15 protein-coding genes and 1 other annotated feature are annotated in these 19,889 nt (G+C 34.8%); of the genes, 12 read left to right on the top strand and 3 right to left on the bottom strand.

The features are described from left to right. The 3 genes from RMR19_RS09200 to RMR19_RS09190 all read left to right on the top strand — a co-directional run. Positions 1-877, top strand: an 877-nt coding sequence (locus RMR19_RS09200) for a hypothetical protein (protein WP_310603198.1), incomplete at its 5' end; no start/stop codon positions are given. Between the two features lie 364 nt (positions 878-1,241). Next, on the top strand, positions 1,242-5,456 hold the full coding sequence (locus RMR19_RS09195) for a glycosyl hydrolase (protein WP_310603197.1): 4,215 nt from the start codon (positions 1,242-1,244) through the stop codon (positions 5,454-5,456). Between the two features lie 154 nt (positions 5,457-5,610). Then, complete coding sequence (locus tag RMR19_RS09190; protein WP_310603196.1) at positions 5,611-6,582, top strand: hypothetical protein; 972 nt, start codon at positions 5,611-5,613, stop codon at positions 6,580-6,582. Positions 6,583-6,750: 168 nt separating this feature from the next. Here the strand turns inward: RMR19_RS09190 and fabV are convergent, their stop codons facing one another. Together fabV and RMR19_RS09180 are read right to left on the bottom strand one after the other, a co-directional pair. Then, the gene (gene fabV, locus RMR19_RS09185) at positions 6,751-7,944 is read right to left on the bottom strand and encodes an enoyl-ACP reductase FabV (protein ID WP_310603195.1); all 1,194 of its coding nucleotides are present in this window, start codon (positions 7,942-7,944) and stop codon (positions 6,751-6,753) included. Positions 7,945-8,327: 383 nt separating this feature from the next. After that, positions 8,328-8,963, bottom strand: coding sequence for a type II toxin-antitoxin system PemK/MazF family toxin (locus RMR19_RS09180; RefSeq protein ID WP_310603194.1), 636 nt, complete (start codon positions 8,961-8,963; stop codon positions 8,328-8,330). Positions 8,964-9,212: 249 nt separating this feature from the next. Between RMR19_RS09180 and RMR19_RS09175 the strand changes: the two genes are divergently transcribed. The 9 genes from RMR19_RS09175 (at position 9,213) to rplT (ending at position 18,720) form a co-directional block, all read left to right on the top strand. Then, positions 9,213-10,406 carry a glycosyltransferase family 4 protein gene (locus RMR19_RS09175; RefSeq protein WP_310603193.1) on the top strand — a complete coding sequence of 398 codons (1,194 nt, stop codon included), beginning with the start codon at positions 9,213-9,215 and terminating at the stop codon, positions 10,404-10,406. Positions 10,407-10,421: 15 nt separating this feature from the next. Beyond that, positions 10,422-10,880: a C-GCAxxG-C-C family protein gene (locus tag RMR19_RS09170; RefSeq protein ID WP_310603192.1), complete on the top strand. Its 459-nt coding sequence runs from the start codon at positions 10,422-10,424 to the stop codon at positions 10,878-10,880. Positions 10,881-10,979: 99 nt separating this feature from the next. Next, positions 10,980-11,483 carry a GNAT family N-acetyltransferase gene (locus RMR19_RS09165; RefSeq protein WP_310603191.1) on the top strand — a complete coding sequence of 168 codons (504 nt, stop codon included), beginning with the start codon at positions 10,980-10,982 and terminating at the stop codon, positions 11,481-11,483. Positions 11,484-11,547: 64 nt separating this feature from the next. Next, positions 11,548-12,954: a phosphatidylinositol-specific phospholipase C domain-containing protein gene (locus tag RMR19_RS09160; protein WP_310603190.1), complete on the top strand. Its 1,407-nt coding sequence runs from the start codon at positions 11,548-11,550 to the stop codon at positions 12,952-12,954. 71 nt (positions 12,955-13,025) lie between these two features. Continuing rightward, positions 13,026-13,249 (top strand) — a binding site (T-box leader). A 245-nt stretch (positions 13,250-13,494) separates the two neighbouring features. Continuing rightward, positions 13,495-15,456 (top strand): threonine--tRNA ligase, encoded by a 1,962-nt coding sequence (gene thrS, locus RMR19_RS09155; RefSeq protein WP_310603189.1) that lies wholly within the window; start codon positions 13,495-13,497, stop codon positions 15,454-15,456. A gap of 69 nt (positions 15,457-15,525) precedes the next feature. Continuing rightward, the gene (locus tag RMR19_RS09150) at positions 15,526-17,118 is read left to right on the top strand and encodes a peptide chain release factor 3 (RefSeq protein ID WP_310603188.1); all 1,593 of its coding nucleotides are present in this window, start codon (positions 15,526-15,528) and stop codon (positions 17,116-17,118) included. Positions 17,119-17,440: 322 nt separating this feature from the next. Then, entirely contained in the window at positions 17,441-17,935 is a 495-nt protein-coding gene (infC, locus tag RMR19_RS09145) for a translation initiation factor IF-3 (protein ID WP_310603187.1), read from the top strand. 208 nt (positions 17,936-18,143) lie between these two features. Then, positions 18,144-18,341 carry a 50S ribosomal protein L35 gene (gene rpmI, locus RMR19_RS09140; RefSeq protein WP_310603186.1) on the top strand — a complete coding sequence of 66 codons (198 nt, stop codon included), beginning with the start codon at positions 18,144-18,146 and terminating at the stop codon, positions 18,339-18,341. A gap of 22 nt (positions 18,342-18,363) precedes the next feature. After that, positions 18,364-18,720: a 50S ribosomal protein L20 gene (gene rplT / locus RMR19_RS09135; protein WP_310603185.1), complete on the top strand. Its 357-nt coding sequence runs from the start codon at positions 18,364-18,366 to the stop codon at positions 18,718-18,720. A 65-nt stretch (positions 18,721-18,785) separates the two neighbouring features. On the opposite strand, the gene RMR19_RS09130 is transcribed toward rplT, so the two are convergent. Continuing rightward, a complete protein-coding gene (locus RMR19_RS09130; RefSeq protein WP_310603184.1) occupies positions 18,786-19,640 on the bottom strand; it encodes a YihY/virulence factor BrkB family protein in 855 nt (284 codons plus the stop codon). Between the last annotated feature and the right edge of the window lie 249 nt (positions 19,641-19,889).

Raw genomic sequence — 19,889 nt, 5'->3', positions numbered from 1 at the left:
CTTACTAAATTTGGCCAATGGTAGAAAACAATATGCAAGGTTTTTATCTTTTTTTCAAAAAAAATTTGGCATTGAAGTCTTAGATCAAGTAATAACTAAAATGAAATATGCAGGTAGTAAATGGAATACAATCAGAGGTTTTTTAATAAAGTATAAAATGGTTGGTAGGTTGTCCAATAAAAATAAAGAAGAACTTGCTCAATCAATTTTAGAAATCAAAATGATTGAGCAAGAAATATGGTATGAATTAAAAGCGTTTATTAAAAAAGAAGATATATATACAATGAATCATGTCCAAGAGAAAAAAATATATGAAGATAATCAGGTATATGAACATGAGTATATTGATATAAGAGAGATGTGTAATAATAATGGAATTGGCAACAGTATTAGTAGCGAATGCGAAACGGATTTAACAGGAACAGGTCATTACTTCTATTCAGATACTTCTAAGAATACAATTGTTAAAAAAGATATATTTGAATTTTACATTAACTTCAATGAAAGATTTGATAATATATCATGTAAGGGACAAACGATAAAAATAAATAATTTGGTAGCGCGTAAAATTGCAATTCTAGCCTGTGCAGAATGGGGAGATTTTTTAGATAGAATTAAGATTGTCTATGATGATGGAACAAGTTCATATTTATATATTGAGCTAAATGATTGGTGGAAGCAACCTAATTTAGGTTATACAGTCGTTTGGTCTGGTAAAGTAGTTGAAAAAGAAGAAGGGACTGCTAAACTTTTAGATGAGGAGGGACGTTATATGTGCGGAAAAATATATGAATTAGAAGATAAAAAACTAATTCAAGAGATTACTTTGCCTATATGCCCTAATATACATATATTTGGAATAACTATCCATATATAGTTGCGTTATTATAGATTTCAAGGGGATTGAAGATAAGGGTAATCCGAGTTGAATGGAAGCTTGAATGGAAGTTTAATGATAATATTGACTCAATAAAAGCATGGCTAATAATAAGTAGAAAATAGTAAAATAAAACATGCTGATTAATTGGAAAAAATAAAGATTATATAAATGTAATAATAAAAGGAGGGAAAACGATATGTTTTTCTTCCTTTTTTAAGTGAAATGTACTAAATAAAATTAAAACAAACATAAAATATTGACTAAAATACATATATCTGCTATATTTTAATTAGCTAAATTAGTTTGAAGAATGAATAAAAATAAATTAAATTAGCTAAATAAATTATAAGGGGTAATAAATATGAGAAAGAGATTAACGAAAACGCTAGCGTTCACACTTGCAGCAACATTGATGGTTACGTCAGTAGATTTGACGGGATTTGCTCCAGTTACCTATGTACAAGCAGCTACGGCTGGAATTGATGTTAGTGGAGCGTATAAGTTTGATGTAACAAGTACATGGGACAACAACAGCGGAAAGGAAAACAACATTGCTATTACAACAGACGCTACACCAGCAGAAGGAACAACCCTTGTGATGGATGTTTTACTACCTGATAATGGAAATTCGCCAAGTTTCTCAGGAGTTTTGAAAGCAATCGGTGTATTACGAGTAGGCTCTGATTGGAACTGGGTTCAATCGAATACAATTCCAGAGATGAATGCATCTGATTTTACAGAGACGGTAACAATTGATGGTGAGAATTATTACATGACAACAGTAAGTATTCCGTTTGAAGATTCAGTGGGAGCGAACGGTGCAAGTGGTTGGAATGGAAGTATGCCATTTGCAGATGCAGTTAATGATATCGTAAGTCAAGTAACAGTACAATTTGCAGGATATCAAAATGATTATGAAGGTAAAATTGCTATTGCAAATGCTAGATTAATTAATACAGAAGGTAATACAGGAGTTCAGTCAGAGGTAGTGAAAGAGTGGACATTTGATGATGGTATTGGAAACTGGGAAAATGCAGGCTGGGATTATCAGTATAATGGTGATGCAGTAACAACCGAAGCGGATAATGGAATGCTTAAAGTGAATGTTGATTATAGCAGGGATAAAGATTATAGTTGGAGCCAGATTGGTGTTAGGGAATGGGGAGATGTAGCACTTAGCGGTGTGAATAAAACAACATTTGATTTCTATTATGATTCAACGAAGCTAGATGGTGGCTTTAAAATTAAAGAAACGATACAGTATGATGCTACGAATGGAGATTACCCAGATGCAGTAGTAACGGATGTGACAGTTGACACAGATAATGCAGAAGACGTAGGTGAAGGAATCAAAAAAGTAAAAGTTGAACTTGTATTTGATCCGATTACACAAGATACTTGTTGCAATACGGTTCTTTGTATTGTTGGTGTGAATACAAGCTATGCAGGAAGTATCTGGATTGACAACTTAAGAATGATTAAAGAAACTTCTACAGTAGAAGAAATCTATGTAAATTCAACGGTAGCAGTAGATGATAAAACAAATGCAGTAACGATTGTAGATAACAAGTTACAAACATCAACAAAGGATGGCTCGTTAGAAGAGACAGCACTTGCATCTGAGATTAAACTTGTTGATAAAGATGCGACAGCGCAAACAAAAGCAATCTATGCATATTTACAAGCAATGGGAAAATCAAGTAGTGTATTATACGGACATCAAAACGATACTTGGCATAAAGCAGGAGCGGCGACGTTAAGTGATTCGGATACAAGAGATGTAACAGGTTCTATTGCAGGTATCATTGGAATAGATTCCATTTCTTTATCAGGAGATGAATATAGCGCACAAAGATATAATTCAGAAATTGGAGATCAAACATTTTCATTAACAGCAGAGGGTAATGTGTTAGCAGCGGCTGCTCTAACAAACAAGAATATCGAAGAGGGCGCAATCATTACATTATCAGCACATATGCCAAACTTCTCTATTGTAAAAGAGAGCAAAACATATGAAGAGGGTGTTGATCCAAGCTATGCAAAATATGATTTTGCAGGTTATTCTCCAAACGTTTTAACAGGTAATGTAATGAATCAAATCTTACCAGGTGGAATGTACAATGAGAAGTACAATGCTTATCTTGATATGATTGCAGATTACGCAAATCATGTAGATGGAACGATTCTATTCCGTCCATTCCATGAAAACACAGGAAGTTGGTTCTGGTGGGGCGCAGCATTTTGTGATACAGCAACATACAAGAATGTTTGGAAGTATACAGTAGAATATCTTCGTGATGATAAAGGTGTACATAACTTATTATATGTATATGGACCAGGTAGTGAAGCATCAGACGTAGAAGAGTATGGAGAAAGGTATCCGGGAGATAACTATGTAGATATGGTTGGTTTTGATATCTATAATGACAATCCAAAAGAAAATAACGCAGATACATGGTTTGTTGATTTCAAAAAAGCACTTAGTATCGTAGAAGACTTCGGTACTGCACATGGAAAATTAGTAGCAGTAACAGAAACAGGAATTCGAAATGAAGTACAAAAAGGAGACAATCAAACAGCGTTATTAAAAACAGGAAATCTACATAAAGATTGGTATAATACGTTATTAGAAGCAGTATCTGATTCAGAAGCATCATTTTTCTTATTATGGGCAAACTTCGGTAAGAAAGACGGTTTCTATACACCATATGTAGAGGAAGTGAAAGATGGCGGCGTACTTTATGGACAAGAATTATTAGATAATTTTATTGATTATTACAATGATGGAAGAAGTATATTTGCAGCAAATCAAAAGACAATTTTAAGTTCAATTGCATCAACATTGAATATTGAAGCATCATCAAATACAGAAGATATAACAGGATATTTGGTATCACCAATATCAGGAACAAGAATATTAGAAGCAGTATCAGTAATGGCAAAGGTAAATGGCGTGTCAGAATCGGATACCGTAAAAGTAGTTTTCAAAGGAAAAGCAACGGTTACCATTAATGCTCAACTTGATGGAAAATACTATTCTGCAACATTAAGTGAAGCAGATTTGAAGAAGTTAGGTGAATGTGTAGGAACAATTGATCTATATGTTAATAATACAAAATTAGATTCCTTTAGTGCAATCTATAACATTCAGCCACCAGTAGAAGACCCATATGAAATAGATGGATTTGAAACATATAATGGTGTAGACTCATTACTTACAAGTAAATGGGCAACAAATAAAGCAACAGGAAGTAAAATCACTATTTCATTAGTAAAAGATAAGGTTTATGATGGCGACTATGCAATGAAATTTGCATACGAGGAAACAGCAGACGGTTGGGCAGGAGCAACGATTTCAAAAGAGGTAGACTGGTCAAATTGTGATGCATTGCAATTCTATACAATTCCAGATGGAAACAATCAAAAGGTAGTTGTACAGATCACAGCAAACGGAAAAGTATATGAAACCTATATGAATCTATATGAAGGATACGCAGGAAAGACAACACCGATATTAGTAACCATTCCATTTTCGGATTTCTGTGAACGTGATACGAAAGACAATCCAAAAGGAGGATTACTAGAAGATTCTAGCAAAGTAACTTCATTTGGACTATGGGTAAATGCGATTGATTCGTCACCAGCGGTTGTTGATAACAAAGTAACGGGTATAATTTATTATGATAAGATTACTGCAGTTAGCAGTGGGGTTACAAAAGCAACATTTAAAGATATCAAAAAAGAAAATAATTCTACTACAAATCCTTCTTCAGCAGAACAAGAGGAGGAGACAAAAGAAGAGATCAAACTTGCAGAACAAGAATCACTTCAAATTATAGGTGTAGGAAGCGAATTAACATTTGGTAAAACAGCTTCTTTAAATGTTACAGGAGGAAGTGGAGACGGAGCAGTAACATTTGCAGTAACATCTGGCAGTAAATATGCTACAGTAGATGCTAAAACAGGAAAAGTACAAACAACAGGAGTTGGAGAAGTTACTGTTACTGCAACAAAGGCTGGAGATAGCAAATATAAAGAGGCAACAGCGACTATTTCATTCAAGGTTGTAATGCCTAAGAAAAATGCAACGATTACAATTGGAACGAACAAGTATAAGGTTGTAAGCACAACAAGTAAGAAAGAAGCTCTTGCTTATGTAGGAACAACAAAGAAAGATAGTAAGAGTATTGTTATTCCTGCGACTGTTAAGGTTGGAACGGTTAGTTATAAAGTAACTTCAATTGAAAAGGCAGCACTAAAGGGCTGTAAGAAAGTAACGAGTGTAACAATCGGAAAGAATGTGACGACAATAGGTGATAGTGCTTTTGAAGGTTGTACAGCATTAACAAAGATTACAATCCCTGAAAATGTAACAACAATTGGTAAGAAAGCATTCTATAAAGATAGCAAACTCAAGACAATAACAGTAAAATCTAAGAAACTTACAAAGATTGGTGCTGACGCCTTTAAAGGAGTTCATGCAAAAGCAAAAATTACAGTTCCAGCGTCAAAACTTTCTTCTTATAAGAAACTATTAAAAGGAAAAGGACAGGCGAAGACAGTTACAATTAAATAGTAGAAAAGAGGAGAAGCTGTTCACTTACGGTTCGTGTTGGTGGCAGCTTCTTTTTTGAGGATGACTTCTTTTGGGTGATGTTCTTGTAAAGTGGTTTTCGCTTTGCTATAATTATTTTAGCATAAACGATTATAGCAAAAGGGGGATAATGAAAATGTTGAAAAAAGTGGTGACGGTGATTACAGGAATAACGTTGGTGCTAGGCCTTTCAATGTTTCTGCCAGCGAACGCAGCAAGTGCGAAGGAAGTGCAAGAGCAGACGCAGGAGGAATCAGTAACAGAGGAAAGTCAAATAGAGGACGAAGTGCAAAAAGAAGTAAAAATAAAGATTAATAAAACGAATTTCCCAGGATTATATCAGACTTTAAAAGATAAAAAATATGATACGGATGAAGATGGATATTTGTCGGAGTATGAATGTCGGTGTGTTTTTTGGATTCAAACCCCAAAAGCGGTTTCCTCATTAGAAGGAATAGAGAACTTTCCGAATTTGTCGACTATGTACTTAGCAAATTATACTGGAACAAAGATAACGATTACAAAAACAAACGAAAAATTAAAGTGGTTATATATCACCCCTAAGAAGTCAAAATTAACAATTAATGCACCTTATGTTAAGCGATTGGGTGTACAGTTAATAGAGTTTAGGGAAGATGGAACGATAAGCATGGGGAATGTAAGAGTGGGTTCTACATTAAAGACATTAGACATCTCTACTTGTAAGAATGTACAAGTACTCGAAATTATTCAAAGTAAACTTTCCACTTTGAAATTACCGAATAAAAATAGTAATTTGCAATGGGTGTGCCTAGAGAGTTTATCAATAGGAAAGTTGGATTTTCAGAATTATAAAAACCTTGCCTATCTCCGTTTGGCAAAGGTATCGAACTTAAAGAGTTTGAATTTGAGTAAGAATACAAACCTTAGAGCGATGGAGATATATAGTAAAACGAAATTGAAAAAGATTGATGTTTCTAATTCGAAAAAGTTGAGTGCGATTTATCTATTCCAAGAGAATGATAGTTTAAAGAAAAGTATAATACTACCCAAAGGAAAAACAGTGAAGTTTCCAAGTACGAATGAGTCAACGAGGAAGATTGGAATGGAATATTTGAATGTAGAGTAAGCGGAACGAATTTATTATAAGAATAAAAAAAGAGTTGTTACAAAACATAATTTTTCTACAATATAATGGGATATCTTTTGAAAAACTATCTCATTTATATCGTGGTCAAAACTTGTTTTGCAACAACTCTTTTTATATCTATGTTCTATAAATTAAAAACTCAGATTGTTATATACTTGGCACTGCCACAGAAGCATCAATATCATCAGAATAATCCACTCCTGCTATTCCAAAACCAAACATAGTATAGAAATCATCCCAATATCCATCAATATCCGCAATATCTGTAATATTTTCAGTAGTTACTTCTTCCCAAAGAGCTTTGATTTTTTCTTGAACTTCGCTGTCCAATTCATAATCATCAAGGCGAATTAATCCTTGTCCATCTACTTCAGGTGTTTCGATAAGCAATTTCTGTGCAAACATTCGACAGACTTGTTCGATACATCCTTCATGTGTTCCAAGTTCTTTTTGAACTTTATATAGTAAACTGATATAAAGAGGAACAACAGGAATTGCTGCACTGGATTGTGTAACTAAAGCTTTATTTACAGAGACATAGGCATGAATATCATGACTAGCATAGTTTTCTGTAAGAAGAGCAGCAGTTTGGTGAAGGTGTTCCTTTGCGTGACCAATAGTACCTTCTTTATAGATTGGATACGTAAGCTCTGGTCCAATATAAGAATAAGCAACAGTAATTGCGCCTTCTTCAAGTGCATCGCCAGCAACTAATGCTTCAATCCATTCAGCCCAATCTTCACCACCCATAACTTTAATGGTAGAAGCAATTTCCTCTTCAGTTGCAGTAGGGATAGAAGCTTCTGATATTGTATTATGGCGTAAATCGATTGATTTACTTTCGAAAGTATCAGAAGTTGCTTTAAGTACTGATGTGTATGTAGTACCATCTGCGACTGTTCTTCTAGGTGCTGCTAAACTGTAGATAACCATATCAACTTTGCCTAAATCACGTTTGATCTTTGCAATCGTTTCTTCCTTGATTTCCTTGGAAAATGCATCGCCATTAATTGTTTGTGCATATAGGCCATCATCATTTGCAAAGGATTCAAAAGCGGCAGTGTTATACCAACCTGCAGTAGCAGTTCGATTACCAGCTGCTTCTTTTTCATACATGACACCTAGAGTAGAAGTTTGATATGTATAAGCAAGTGAAATTCGGGAAGCTAGTCCATATCCAGTAGAAGAACCGATAATAAGAGCTTTTTTTGGAGACTTATATGAATGTGATAATTTACTTTGTTCTTTTGTATAAGCAATCTGATTCGCAACGTTTTCCCTACAACCAGCAGGGTGAGCCGTTGTACAGATGAATCCACGTACTTTTGGTTCTATAATCATCGTATATACCTCATCTTTCCATCAAAAAAGTTTGAAAATCAAACTAATTATACCATATTATAAGGGAATAGTCAAAATAGAGATTCGGCGATTTCAGTGACATGGAATAGACATTTGATTTATAGTAAGTAAAAAAATAGTGGGAAGCCCACTCGTGGCTCCCCATCCTTGACAACAATAATTGCCTTGGACATTCATTCCAAAACATATTGTAATATAGTATATGTAAATTGATTATAATTATACATTTGAAAAATAATAGAGAACTCACTCGTAGTTCTCCAATTTGAAATAGCTATAATATCATCCCACTCGTGAATGACTTTCTTGTAACTATATTTTAACATAATATAAGGTATTTGTCTAGATGTAGAGGAGATTTTTTACTTAGTACATTTGTCTAACAGATTTTCTAAGTCTTCTATAGATGATAGTTTATATTTGCTCATTATAATATTCAATTGTTCTATCATACTTTGTTTTTCAGTGCAAGCTTCAGTTAATTCGCTTCTTTTGCTTTTTAATTTTTCAACATATATAAGTTTATCGTTATATTCGTTTTTTAGAGTTTGGTAATAATGATTTATTCCTAAAGATATAGAGATAGCTTCATCTACCATTTTCATCTCATCATTGGATAAATCAGCAATATAATCGCTCAACCGTGCTTTGCTTACACATATAATATTTCCTAAAAGCACATTTCCATCAAGAATAACTCCTCCATCTAAATCCATTTTATCGGCAATAGGAATTACTGTTTTTAGTGTAGACGTTGTATGAGTGATAGGAGCAACAATTGTGTTTGGTGAAGTTGCATTTGCAGAATTATATTGTAAAATAACACAAGGTCGTTCCTTGCACTCTTCACTGCCAATGCCGACACCTAAATTGCATCGATACACCTGTCCTCTAGTAACTTTTCTTTTACTAGCAGTAGTGGCACGATGATTTAAGTACAGTTTTTCCTTCAACCAATCCAAATACTGCTGTGTCTTGCTAAGATCAATATTTATCAATAAATTATCTCCTTCTTTTTATCTTCTTCTGTCTTTTTAAAAGCTTTTTAAAATGATTTTACTGTATGTTTACATTGTAACATATATTCAATTAAATTGCAATTTATGTTAAATAAACTTACAAACTGTAAATTTATTTGCGTAGTTCTTGAAGACTGCTTGCCTCGCTTTACAAAATATAAAGAATCCGATATATTATAACTAGTATGCAATGCGTACTAGTTTAGTATAGATGGGAGTAGTTAAAAATTGAACATAGGATTATTTACAGAAACATACTATCCAGAAATTAACGGTGTAGCAACTTCATGTTTTATGTTAAAGACGGAATTAGAGAAGATGGGTCATAATGTCTATGTTTTTTCGACAAAGACTCCAGGTGAACCAGAATTTGAACACAATGTATTTCGCGTACCGAGTGTACCATTTATATTTCTAAGTGACCGTAGGGTTGGAATGTTTTATCACTCTAAGTTTGCATCAACAATTAAAAAATTGGAATTAGACTTAATTCATACAAATACAGAGTTTTCGCTTGGTATGTTTGGAAGAATCATGGCGAAGGAATTGAATATTCCCGTTGTCCACACATATCATACAATATACGAGGACTATTCTCATTATATAATGAAGATAAAGAGTTTGGATAAACGAACAAAATCGGCAATTCGTTATTTTACAAAGCGATGCTGTAACTCCGCAAGTAGGGTGATTGTTCCTACGAATAAGGTGAAGAAGTTGTTGCTTACCTACAATGTGCATAGCGATATTGAGATTGTACCAACGGGTATTAAACTTGATAAATTCAAAAGAGAAAGTTATGAAGAGAAAGATATCCTTGCATTGCGTAGACAATATGGAATACAGGAAGATGAGAAATCTATTGTATATCTAGGAAGAATATCGCAAGAAAAGAATATTGAAGAGTTATTACGGGCTATGCCAATATATATGAAACGACATGAAGATGTAAAATTCGTTGTCGTTGGTGGCGGCCCAGATAGAGATAGGCTTATGCAGATTGCCGTAGAATTGCAAATTGAACATAGAGTAATCTTCACTGGTGAGCAACCGTGGGATACGATTGGTAAATACTATCAACTTGGAGATGTATTTGTGAGTGCTTCTCAGAGTGAAACACAAGGACTAACTTATATAGAAGCAATGGCAGCAGGTTTACCAGTTGTAGCAAAACGAGATGCTTGTTTAGAGGAGATTCTTGTTGATGGGTATAATGGATATGGATTTGATTCGCAAGAAGGATTATTTGAAGGGCTAGAGAAGATTCTATATGATGATACGGCTGAGAAAGATAAAATTCCATATTCAAGTAATGCGTTGTCTATCGTAAAGACATATTCAACGGAAGAGTTTGCTAGGAAGATACTTAATGTATATGAAGAAGTTGCAGAAGAGAAGTATAGAGAAGAAGGACTTATATAAGAGGAGTAATGCAATATGGAAAGTAGAAAAGAAATAGCAATGCAGTTATTTAAAGAAGGATACAATTGTTCACAAGCAGTATTTGCTGCATACAGTGATTTATATAATATGGATCGTGAAACGGCACTTAAATTATCAAGTTCATTTGGTGGTGGAATGGGGAGAATGCGAGAGGTGTGCGGCGCAGTTTCTGGAATGTTTCTTGTTGCAGGATTGGAAACGGGAAGTGCAGATGGGAAAGATCAAGAAGGTAAGAAATATAACTATGACGTAGTTCAAAAATTGGCAGAAGAATATAGGAAAGAAAATGGTTCTATTATCTGTCGTGAACTTCTTGGACTCGATAAGAAAGCTGATACAACACAGACAAAACCAGAGGCAAGAACAGAGGAATACTATAAGAAGCGTCCTTGTGTTGAGTTGGTTGGGCAGGCTGCGGAAATCTTAGAACGTATTTTGTTAGAGAAAGAATAGGCTAAATGCGAAACTCTATTTATACTGTTGAGAGTTTCGCAAGTACTTATGTTTCAAATTAAGAAAAAGCAAAAAAATAAAGAAAAGGAGCCATTAGTAATGAACACAATTTTTCATAAAGTAGCAAATCAAGAAGAAATCAATCAAGTAGTAGAATTAGGAGCAACAATCTGGAGAGAACATTATTCTTCATTGATTTCAATGGAGCAGATTGATTATATGCTTGATAAATACCAATCTCCTATTGCAATTGCGGAGCAGATGGAAAACCAAGGTTACGAATATTATCTAATTAAAGATGATGATTCCACGGTTGGATACATAGGAATTATGATGGAGGAAGAGAAGATTTTCCTTAGCAAATTGTATGTGGCAAAAGAGGCAAGAGGCAATGGGTTTGCTTCTAAGGCATTTGCTTTTTTAGCAGATATGGCAGCAGAGAATAAGAAGAATGCGATATGGCTTACAGTGAATCGACATAATGATAGTTCAGTTGCAGTTTATGAGAAAAAGGGATTCGTGAAAGTTCGTGAACAGGTTGCTGATATTGGGAATGGCTATGTGATGGACGATTTTATTATGGAGTTGGCAGTTGCAAATTAAAACAAAATAGAATAGTTGAAGAAGGTATATATGAGAAGAAACAAAAACGAGGAGGAACTTATTGATGAGCATTATAGAAAATTTAACTTCGGATAGAGCGAACTGGATGTCAAGGCTGAGCGATTCATTATCTCTCAGGGATTTATCTATCCCTGGTACGCATGATTCGGGTACCGAATGTGTCGCTAAAGGGATTGCCCATTGCCAAAATCACAGCATACTCAAACAGTTGGAGGAGGGCGTTCGCTTTCTTGATGTGCGACTTAAAAAAGACGGAGGCACTCTGAAAGTGGTGCATGGCATTGTAGATTGCAAAATAGATTTTAAGAAGGTACTAGAATGGTGTCTGAATTTCTTAGAAACTAATCCAAGAGAAACTATTCTCATGTGTGTCAAAAATGATGGGGACGCCAATATTGCTCAGCTGTTCTTAGATCATGTAAATGATAGCAAATATAAGTCGTTATTTTTGCAAACAAATAAGGTGCCAACTCTTGGAGATGCGAGAGGGAAGATTGTTTTCTTTAGAAGATTCAATTCTGGCGACATTGAAGATTATAAAGAATTTGGAATAAACTGGATTGTTGGCTGGAAGGACAATACCGTATTTGACATAAATACAGATCAAGGCGATAAGTTTACAGTTGAGGATTGCTATAATGAATCTAACACAAATAAGAAATTAGATGTTGTCAAAAAAACATTAGGCAAATCTCTTAATGACAGCGCAAGGATGTTTGTTACGTTCTGCAGTATTGCATCTGGTTATGGTAGGCTTATTAACACACCTTATAGATATGCATGGGGAGGCGGAACCGTAGATCCTGCTGTGAATCCCAAGGTATACGAATATATAGCTTATCGTGGATACAATAAGCGCTTTGGTATTGTCATAGCTGACTTCTACAACGACGAAGGAGCTGACAACTATTTAGTTGACAGTATCATCCGTTCAAACTTCAAGGCTCCCAGCAATGATACAATCGAGGATAAGGGAATTTATCAAATACTATGCAAGTGTTCACTAAAGCATATTGACATCAATGGCAGAAAAAAGGAGGACAACGTAGAAGCTGTCATTTGGACTCCTTATGATGCAGAAAGTCAGCAGTTTAGTTTTGAACATGTGGACAAGGACACTTACCGAATCGTTGCCGTGCATAGTGGCAAATGCCTTGAGCCTACAGGCTCAAAAAATAGGGATAAAGTTGTGCAGAAAGCAATTTCTAATTCAGACAACCAATTATGGCTGCTTGAAGAAAAAGAAGAAGGTTGGCTCGCTCTAAAAAGTAAGACATCAGGTCTTTATTTAGATGTGAACAATGGTAATAAACATAATGGAAATTCTATGGTGGTCTACGAGGCAAACGGTACTGATGCACAGCGATTCAACCTGCACCGTTTTAAAGTAGTTACAAATACGAATAATAGTGTAAATGCTTCAAAAGCAGTTACAGTAAAGTCAAAATAAAATTCTTGATTGACAACATAATTTCACATGATATAATAAACAATAGTGATACATTAAGTATTCAAATAAAACACAAAACGATGACGAGAAGAGTACGATATGGAATAATGCAGAGAGAGATATGCTATGCTGAAAGTATCTTATTAAGAAATATCCGAAAACTACCTCCGAGTGACCCCAATCAGGTTCGGTGATTCCGTTATAATCTATGCCTATGAAGTGTAGGTAAATGAAGTGGGTACAGATTATTTTGTGCCAAATAGGGTGGAACCGCGAGAATATACTCGTCCCTTTCGATTTGTATTGTGAATCGAAAGGGGCTTTTTTATGTAACTTTTTAGACAAGCTTTAATACTACAGTGAACAAAGCAGTTTAACAGTGCCAAAGTACATGTTTTTCGTGATTAGTGTGAATAATTATAACTTGAAGAATAAAGTACGGAAAAGTTACATTCTAATAAAATCCCGTCACTAGGTTTGCAATACGTATAAAAGCGAATAATAAAGATAATGAACAGAGAAAGAAAGGAAGAAAAAACGATGAAAATCACATTGAAAGATGGATCAGTAAAAGAGTATGAAAGTGCAATGTCCGTAATTGATATTGCGAAAGATATTAGTGAAGGCCTTGCTAGAATGGCATGTGCTGGAGAAGTTAACAATAAGGTAGTAGACCTTAGAACAGTAGTAGATTCTGACTGTGAGTTGAATATCTTAACATTTAACGATGAAGAAGGAAAAGCAGCATATAGACATACTGCATCCCATGTACTTGCACAAGCAGTAAAGAGATTATACCCACAAGCAAAATTAGCAATTGGACCATCCATTGAATCCGGATTCTACTATGATTTTGATATGGATTCCCTAGATCGTGCAGCACTTGATGAGTTAGAGAAAGAAATCAAAAAAATCATCAAAGAGGGAGCAGAATTAACAAGATTCACTCTTCCAAGAGAAGAAGCAATTCAATTGATGAAAGAAAAAGATGAGCCATACAAAGTAGAGTTAATCGAAGATTTACCAGAAGATGAAGAGATTTCTTTCTATCAACAAGGTGATTTCGTAGATTTATGTTGCGGCCCTCATTTAATGAGCACAAAAGCATTAAAAGCAGTTAAGTTAATCTCTTCTTCAGGAGCTTACTGGAGAGGTAGCGAGAAGAATAAGATGTTAGTAAGAGTATATGGAACAGCATATACAAAGAATGCAGACTTAGATGCACATATGCAACGTCTTGAAGAAATTAAAAAACGTGACCATAACAAATTAGGTCGTGAGATGGAATTGTTTGCAACAGTAGACGTTATTGGTCAAGGTCTTCCTCTTCTTATGCCAAAAGGAGCTAAGATGATTCAAACTCTTCAAAGATGGATTGAAGACGAAGAAGAAAAACGTGGATATATGCGTACAAAGACTCCATTAATGGCGAAGAAAGATTTATATGTAATCTCTGACCACTGGGGACACTACAAAGATGGAATGTTCGTACTTGGAGATGAAGAAGATGAGGATTCTGAAGTATTTGCACTTCGTCCAATGACTTGCCCATTCCAATATTATGTATACAAGCAAAGCCAAAAGAGTTATAGAGATCTTCCATGTCGTTACGGTGAAACTTCAACATTATTTAGAAATGAAGATTCGGGAGAAATGCATGGACTTACTCGTGTAAGACAGTTTACAATCTCAGAAGGTCACTTAATTGTAACACCAGAGCAAATCGAAGAAGAATTCGCAGGATGTCTTGACCTTGCAAGATATTGTTTACAAACACTTGGTGTAGAAGAAGATGTAACATACCGTTTATCAAAATGGGATCCAAACAATAAAGAAAAATATCTTGGCGATGCAGAGCAATGGGATAGAACACAAAACAAGATGAGAGAAATTCTTGACCATCTTAAAGTAAGTTACACAGAAGAAGAAGGCGAAGCAGCTTTCTACGGACCAAAACTTGATATTCAAGCGAAAAATGTATATGGTAAAGAAGATACTATGATTACAATTCAATTGGATTTCGCATTAGCAGAAAGATTTGATATGTTCTATATTGACCAAAACGGTGAGAAGAAACGTCCATATATCATCCACAGAACTTCTATTGGATGTTATGAAAGAACACTTGCTTGGATCATTGAAAAATATGCTGGATTATTCCCAACATGGTTATGCCCAGAGCAAGTTCGAGTTCTTCCAATCTCTGAGAAATATCATGATTATGCAAACAAAGTAAAAGCACAACTTGAAGAAAATGGCGTACTTGTTACAGTTGATGAAAGAGCAGAAAAGATTGGTTACAAGATTCGTGAAACAAGACTTGACCGTGTTCCTTATATGTTAGTAGTAGGACAAAAGGAAGAGGAAGAAGGACTTGTATCAGTAAGAAGTCGTTACCTTGGAGATGAAGGACAAAAACCAGTGGATACATTTATTGATGAAATTTGCAAAGAAATCAGAACAAAAGAAATTCGTAAGATAGAAGTAGAAGAACAAAAATAAAAGTGTAAGAGTAAAAATAGAAATAGAAGAACAAAAATAGAAGTACAAGAGTAAGATGGAGGAACAATTGTGGCGAATTACACAAACGAAATAGAGAAAAGAAGAACGTTTGCGATTATCTCTCACCCCGATGCAGGTAAGACAACATTAACAGAAAAGTTACTATTATACGGAGGCGCAATTAATCTTGCGGGCTCCGTAAAAGGTAAAAAAACTGCAAAACATGCTGTCTCTGACTGGATGGAAATAGAGAAACAAAGGGGTATCTCGGTTACTTCTTCGGTAATGCAGTTCAATTATGATGGATATTGCATTAATATCCTTGATACACCAGGACATCAGGATTTCTCGGAAGATACGTATCGTACATTAATGGCAGCAGATTCAGCAGTCATGGTTATCGATGCTTCTAAGGGTGTTGAGGCACAGACGAAAAAACTATTTAAAGTATGTACCATGCGTGGAATTCCAATCTTTACATTTATTAATAAGATGGACCGTGAAGCGAATGATACCTACGAATTACTAGATGAGATTGAAAATGTACTTGGTATTCAGACTTGTCCAGTTAACTGGCCAATTGGTTGCGGTAAGAATTTTAAGGGTGTATACGATCGTAATACGAATACAATTACAAAATTTACAGCAGCAAACAATGGACAAAAGGCAGTAGATACGGTAGAAGTAGAGCTTGGAAGCTCAGAACTTGATTCTTTAATTGGAACAGAATTGCATGAGAAGTTATCGGAAGAAATCGAACTTCTTGATGGAGCAAGTAGTGAATTTGATTTAGAGAAAGTAAGAGCTGGTAAGTTAACGCCTGTATTCTTTGGATCTGCACTTACAAACTTTGGTGTTGAGACATTCCTACAACACTTTTTAGATATGACAACATCACCGCTTCCACGTAACGCAAAAGATGCAGAAGTAGATCCATTAAAAGATGATTTCTCTGCATTCGTGTTCAAGATTCAAGCGAACATGAATAAGGCACATCGTGACCGTATTGCGTTCATGAGAATCTGTTCAGGACGATTTGAAGCTGGAATGGAAGTAAATCATGTGCAAGGTGGTAAGAAAATGAAATTATCACAGCCACAGCAGATGATGGCACAGGAGCGAAAGATAGTAGAAGAAGCATATGCAGGCGATATTATTGGTGTGTTTGATCCAGGTATCTTCTCGATTGGTGATACGATTTGTATGCCAAATATGAAGATTGAATATGAAGGAATACCAACATTTGCACCAGAACATTTTGCTAAAGTACGTCAAGTTGATACAATGAAGAGAAAACAATTTATCAAAGGTATCTCTCAGATTGCACAAGAAGGTGCGATTCAGATTTTCCAAGAATTCAATACGGGAATGGAAGAGATTATTGTAGGTGTGGTAGGTGTTCTTCAATTTGATGTTCTTAAATTCAGACTTGAGTCAGAGTACGGTGTAGACATTCGTCTTGAAACGCTTCCATACGAACATATTCGTTGGATTGTAAGTAAAGATACCGATGTAGCCGGACTTAGTGTAACTTCTGATACGAAGAAAATTAAAGATTTAAAGGATAATCCACTTCTTATCTTTACACATAGCTGGAGTATCAATACTGTATTGGATCGTAATAAAGGGCTTGAATTATCAGAATTTGGAACTGCAGAATAGTAACCCTATTAGTAACGTAGTCAAAAAAAGATAAAATTAGTTGTTGACAAATGATTTGGATATGTGATATACTTAGAAAGCTGTGAATACGAACCGAATGTATTCGGAAGTGATTTGCAGAAAACAATGAAGCAGAGTATCCACTCTCACCTTAGCACAAAAGACTGTGACTTGGGTTAATATTTCAAGATAATTTAGTAGAATACTACTGAGTATAGATCGAACTTGAAGACGTGGATAGATTTGCTATCTACGTTTTTTTGTGTAAAATTAACTATATATTGAAACAAACCTATGGAGGTGTACCGTTATTAGCGATTTAATGATTAATGAACAAATCAGGGACAAAGAGGTTCGTCTTATTGGCGAAGAAGGAGAACAATTAGGAGTTATGTCTTCTAAAGATGCTATGAAGTTAGCAAAGGAAGCGAATTTGGACTTAGTAAAAATTGCTCCAACAGCAAAACCACCTGTTTGTAAGATTATTGATTATGGTAAATACAAATATGAATTAGCTAGAAAAGACAAAGAAGCTAAGAAAAAACAAAAGGTAACAGAAGTAAAAGAGATACGTTTGTCACCAAACATTGATGAGAATGACCTTAACACAAAGGCGAACCAAGCAAGAAAATTCCTTTCAAAAGGTGATAAAGTTAAAGTAGCATTACGTTTCCGTGGTAGAGAGATGGCACATGTGTCTACTAGCAAACAAATTCTTGATTCATTCTTTGAACGTGTTGAGGATATCGCAGTAGTTGAAAAACCTGCTAAGTTAGAAGGTAGAAACATGATAATGTTTTTAACAGAAAAACATTAGGGACCGTGGTTGTAAACTGTAACAGGTAGAAGCAATTTAATTCATGACAACGAAGCTACGGTTTCGTAGCTAGTTGTTCTGATATGGGGTAATTTATAGGTAATTATATCTTGGACAATCCCATGAATAGATATGCTAGTGACATATGGTATTTAATAACGTGTTACTAAGAATAACAGATAGAAGATATTATTAAGGAGGAACTATCATGCCAAAAATGAAAACAAGCAAAGCAGCAGCTAAGCGTTTCAAAAAAACAGGAACAGGTCAATTAAAGAGAATGAAGGCTTACAAGAGTCATATCTTAACTAAGAAATCTACTAAGAGAAAAAGAAATCTTAGAAAAGCTACATTAGTTGATGCAACTAACTTAAAGAACATGAAGAAAATTTTACCATATTTATAGGATATAAGGAGGGAACTACGAAATGGCAAGAATTAAAGGCGGAATGAACGCTAGAAAAAAACATAACAGAGTATTAAAGCTAGCTAAAGGTTATAGAGGCGCTAGATCAAAACAATATAGAGTAGCAAAACAATCTGTAATGAGAGCATTAACTTCTTCATTTGCAGGAAGAAAAGAAAGAAAAAGACAATTCAGAAGATTATGGATTGCCAGAATCAATGCCGCTGCTAGAATGAACGGACTTTCTTATAGCAAATTTATGTATGGTTTAAAATTAGCTGAGATCGAAGTTAACAGAAAGATGTTATCTGAAATGGCTATCAACGACGCTGAAGGATTTACAGCATTAGTTGAAGTTGCTAAAGCTAAATTAGCTTAATATGAAAATTACCCCTTGGAAATGTGTTATTTCCAAGGGTTTTTTATTTTGAAAAATCAATAGAGCTACTCAACAGCTTTGTGTTTGAATATCTTGTTGAAAGGCCAAAGTTTCGGTAATAAAACATTTATCTCGGCACCAAGGAACAGAATATACATACAGAAGTATAGCCAGAGCATCATTAATACAATTGCAGTAAGACTTCCGTACATAGTTGAGAATTTGGCAAAATTATCAATATAGATAGAGTATAGGAAGGAGAATAGCATCCAACCTGCCGCAGCGATAACAGCGCCTGGGAGTTCGTTCAGAAGCTTAGTCTTACGGTTAGGGATTACGACATACAATAATAAGAAGAAGAAGGTATACAAAGCTAATGAAATAATAGTACGTAGTCCGATGATTGCTAAAGCCAAATCATTAATCAGTGGAAATTCCCTCTGAATTAATAGATAAAGGCGATTTCCGAATACAAGCAAAGCAAGTGAGACAACAATAATAATAGCGAATGCCAACGTATAGATGGCAGAAGTGATACGTAAGCGAATATAGTTACGAGTTTCTTTGATTTCATATACGTTATTCAGACCTTTAACGATTGCAAGAAATCCTCTTGATGCAGACCAAAGTGTAGTGATTGCTGTAATAGAGATAATAGTAGTAGCTGGTTGTACGTAAATATCTGATACGAGAGAAACAATGTAAGTATTGATTCCGCTAGGAAGTAAATTTCGAATTAATATATATAATTCGCTTTCTTTTAATGGTAGAAACTGTATTAGTGTTAATAAAAACATGACAAAAGGGAAAAAAGAGATGATTATAAAAAAAGCTGCTTGTGCAGAAAATGTAGGCACAAAGTCGTTTGAAATTTTGCGACTAGCTGTTCGAATCGCCTGAATTATGGATACCAGTTTCATAATAACTCCAATCATTTTGAATAGTTAGTTACTACTCTTATTAATTTATGTACCTATGGTATGATATATTTCAAAAAAAAGCAAGGAGGAATATAAAATAATAGTGGCTAAGCTGTGAACGTTTTGTGCGAACAGTAACGTAGTTCTTAATAACCTAGTAACGATTGACAGAAATCGTGAATATCTATAGAATGAATATGTAAGTGCGTATATGAATAAACGTATATAATGACAAGGGAGGAATTACAT

This window comes from Anaerosporobacter sp. (assembly GCF_031551385.1).
Classification (GTDB): Bacteria; Bacillota; Clostridia; order Lachnospirales; family Lachnospiraceae; genus Anaerosporobacter.
Note: the sequence above shows the minus strand (reverse complement) of the source record. Positions and strands in the feature narration are given on the sequence as shown.

Excerpts from the sequence above, each read along its gene's own strand:
- RMR19_RS09195 (WP_310603197.1), top strand. The coding sequence starts at position 1,242 with ATGAGAAAGAGATTAACGAAAACGCTAGCGTTCACACTTGCAGCAACA.
- RMR19_RS09190 (WP_310603196.1), top strand. The coding sequence starts at position 5,611 with ATGTTGAAAAAAGTGGTGACGGTGATTACAGGAATAACGTTGGTGCTA.
- rpmI (WP_310603186.1), top strand. The coding sequence starts at position 18,144 with ATGCCAAAAATGAAAACAAGCAAAGCAGCAGCTAAGCGTTTCAAAAAA.
- RMR19_RS09170 (WP_310603192.1), top strand. The coding sequence starts at position 10,422 with ATGGAAAGTAGAAAAGAAATAGCAATGCAGTTATTTAAAGAAGGATAC.
- infC (WP_310603187.1), top strand. The coding sequence starts at position 17,441 with ATGATTAATGAACAAATCAGGGACAAAGAGGTTCGTCTTATTGGCGAA.
- rplT (WP_310603185.1), top strand. The coding sequence starts at position 18,364 with ATGGCAAGAATTAAAGGCGGAATGAACGCTAGAAAAAAACATAACAGA.
- fabV (WP_310603195.1), bottom strand. The coding sequence starts at position 7,944 with ATGATTATAGAACCAAAAGTACGTGGATTCATCTGTACAACGGCTCAC.
- RMR19_RS09160 (WP_310603190.1), top strand. The coding sequence starts at position 11,548 with ATGAGCATTATAGAAAATTTAACTTCGGATAGAGCGAACTGGATGTCA.
- RMR19_RS09130 (WP_310603184.1), bottom strand. The coding sequence starts at position 19,640 with ATGAAACTGGTATCCATAATTCAGGCGATTCGAACAGCTAGTCGCAAA.
- thrS (WP_310603189.1), top strand. The coding sequence starts at position 13,495 with ATGAAAATCACATTGAAAGATGGATCAGTAAAAGAGTATGAAAGTGCA.
- RMR19_RS09165 (WP_310603191.1), top strand. The coding sequence starts at position 10,980 with ATGAACACAATTTTTCATAAAGTAGCAAATCAAGAAGAAATCAATCAA.